2 protein-coding genes are annotated in these 2,826 nt (G+C 63.1%); both read left to right on the top strand.

All coding sequences use genetic code 11. The annotated features are described in order from the left end of the window. Positions 1–200 precede the first annotated feature (200 nt). On the top strand, positions 201–1,700 hold the full coding sequence (istA, locus tag VMS96_11500; GenBank protein ID HVP44051.1) for an IS21 family transposase: 1,500 nt from the start codon (positions 201–203) through the stop codon (positions 1,698–1,700). After that, the gene (istB, locus tag VMS96_11495; GenBank protein ID HVP44050.1) at positions 1,697–2,548 is read left to right on the top strand and encodes an IS21-like element helper ATPase IstB; all 852 of its coding nucleotides are present in this window, start codon (positions 1,697–1,699) and stop codon (positions 2,546–2,548) included. Before istA ends, istB begins: the two co-directional genes overlap by 4 nt. The last annotated feature ends 278 nt before the right edge of the window (positions 2,549–2,826 follow it).

Here is a 2,826-nt window from a genome sequence, read left to right as displayed (position 1 = left end):
CGGCCCCCTACCACCTTGCTAACACAGCTTCCGACGCTTCGGCACCCATTTTCCAATAGGGGGCGAGCGGGAAGCGCACATACTGAGAGCGCCGGTGGGAAAGTAGGCCACGGAAGCGGCGCCGTTGTGGCGGTGCGGGCGGCGTAAAAAGCGGCCAGTGGTAGCCTCATGTTCTCGTTATGAGGATTTGGGGCGGGAGCATGAAATCCGTGGAGCTCTATTTACGGGTTCGGCGAGCGGTCTTCGTGGAAGGCCGGAGCCGACGTGAGGCAGCGCGCCATTTTGGGATCGCGCGCAAGACCGTCGAGAAGATGTGTTCGTTTTCTGCCCCGCCAGGTTATCGGCGCAGCACGGCGCCGGCCAGGCCGAAGCTGGATGGCTTCACCGGGGTCATCGACCAGATACTGGCGGCCGATCAGTTGATGCCTCGCAAGCAGCGCCATACGGCGAAGCGCATTTTTGAGCGCCTTCGCGATGAGTATGGCTTTCAGGGAAAATACACGATCATCAAGGATTATGTTCACGGCAAAAAGATAAGCTCGAAGGAGATGTTTATCCCGCTTCACCATCCTCCCGGTCATGCCCAAGTTGATTTTGGGGAGGCCATGGGGGTCATTGGCGGCATCACTCAGAAAGTCCACTTCTTCTGCATGGACCTTCCTCATTCCGATGCGATATTCGTCAAGGCTTACCCTGCTGAAACGACCGAGGCTTTCCTCGACGGGCACGTGGCGGCGTTTGCTTTCTTCGGCGCCCTGCCGTTGTCCATCCTCTACGACAACACCAAGCTGGCGGTGGCAAAAATCCTGGGCGACGGCAAGCGCGAGCGGACCCGCGCCTTCACCGAGTTGCTCTCCCACTATCTGTTCGACGACAAGTTCGGTCGCCCGGGCAAGGGCAACGACAAAGGAAACGTCGAGGGGCTGGTCGGCTATGCCAGACGGAACTTCCTGGTGCCGATGCCGACCTTTGCCAGCTACGAGGCGTTGAACGCCTACCTCCAGGAGCAATGCCTCAAGCGGCGCCGGGAGGTTCTGCGCGGCACCAGCCAGACCATCGAAGAGCGGCTGACGGTCGATCTCGCGGCCTTCCGGGCCCTGCCGGCGGTTCCCTTCGATCCGTGCGACAAGCGCAGTGGCCGGGTGAGCTCGCTCAGCTTGGTGCGCTATCGCGGGACCGACTACTCGGTTCCGACCGAATACGGCCACCGCATCGTCGAGGTGAAGGGTTATGTGGACAGAGTGGTGATCTCCAACGCCGGCCAGGTCATCGCCACCCACCCCCGTTCCTATGCCGATGGCGACTTCGTCTTCGACCCGCTGCACTACCTGGCCCTTCTGGAGCGGAAGACCCGCGCGTTGGATCAGGCGGCGCCGCTCCAGGGCTGGCGGCTGCCCGAAGTGTTCGCCGAGCTTCGGCGCCTGCTGGAGGCACGCGCTCACAAGCAAGGCCGGCGGGAGTTCGTCCAGGTTCTGCGTCTGTTGGAGGTGTTCCCCCAGGCCGAGGTGGCGGCCGCCATCCGCGACGCCATCGATCGCGGCGCCATCAGCTTCGACGCCATCAAAATGCTGGCCCAGTGCCGGATCGAGAAGCGGCCGGTGAAGTTGGACATGACCGCCTATCCCTACCTGGCCAAGACCACGGTCAAGACCACCTCCGCTCGTGACTACCTGACTCTGGTGAGCGGGAGGGCGGCATGAGCGAGATACTCTCAGGTCGGCCTGCGCCTCCGGCTCAGGTTCTGCTGGGCCACCACCTCAAAGCGCTCAAGCTGCCGACCATCCTGCGCGAGTACGAAAAGGTCGCCCGGCAGTGCGCGGCGGAGGGTGTCGACTTCATCGGATTCCTGCTGCGTCTGCTGGAAGCCGAGTTGATCGAACGGGAGCGCCACTCGGTGCAGCGCCGCATCCGCGCCGCCCGCTTCCCGGTGGTCAAATCCCTCGACACCTTCGACTTCGCCGCCATCCCCTCCCTCAACAAGATGCTCGTGCTGGAGCTGGCCCGCTGCGAATACATTCTGCGGCGGGAGAACATCATCGCTCTTGGCAACTCAGGCACCGGAAAATCCCACATCGGGCTGGCGCTCGGCTTGGCCGCCTGTCAGCGGGGCTTCTCGGTCGGCTTCGTCGAGGCCGCTGTTCTCGTCCACCAGCTGATGGAAGCCCGTGACGAGCGGCGGCTGACCCGACTGCAGCGGGAGCTTCAGGCCTACAAGCTGCTGATCATCGACGAGTTGGGATACGTGCCGTTCTCCAACACCGGCGCCGAACTGCTCTTCGAGACCGTCAGCAGACGCTACGAACGCGGCTCCACCATCATCACCTCGAACCTGCCGTTCGACGAATGGACCTCGGTGTTCGGCAACGAGCGCCTGACCGGCGCGCTCCTCGACCGCCTGACCCACCACGTCCACATCTTGGAAATGAACGGCGACAGCTACAGGCTCAAGCACTCAAAAGCGCGCCGACGCTCCAGAACGCCGGACCAGACCGAGCAAGCCGCCGCCCAAGCCGTCAACCCGGAAACCGCCGAAGTCATCACCGTCTGAGTGAGAAAGCGCTGCTGCGCAGCGTCATGCGTCAAGCGCTCGCCCCCGTTTACCACAGGGCCCTCCCAAGGGGGGACCGCCGCCTGCCTCGTGGGGGGCACGGCGCTCCCCCCTTGGGTCCCTCCCGTGGAAAACGGGGACGACCGCACCCAATCGACAGTCCAGGTGGCTCCCTTTTACTCCGGCGCACTGGCTCCCAATCACTCCGGCGTTGACACCAGAAATGAACTCGTTCTTATTCATGGGCAATTCGCCCTTCCGATCAGGTGGCGTGAGAA

This window comes from Terriglobales bacterium, assembly GCA_035543055.1.
GTDB lineage: Bacteria > Acidobacteriota > Terriglobia > Terriglobales > Acidobacteriaceae > JAIQFD01.
The sequence above is the reverse complement of the archived record's forward strand: the minus strand, read 5'-3'. Positions and strand labels throughout refer to the sequence as shown.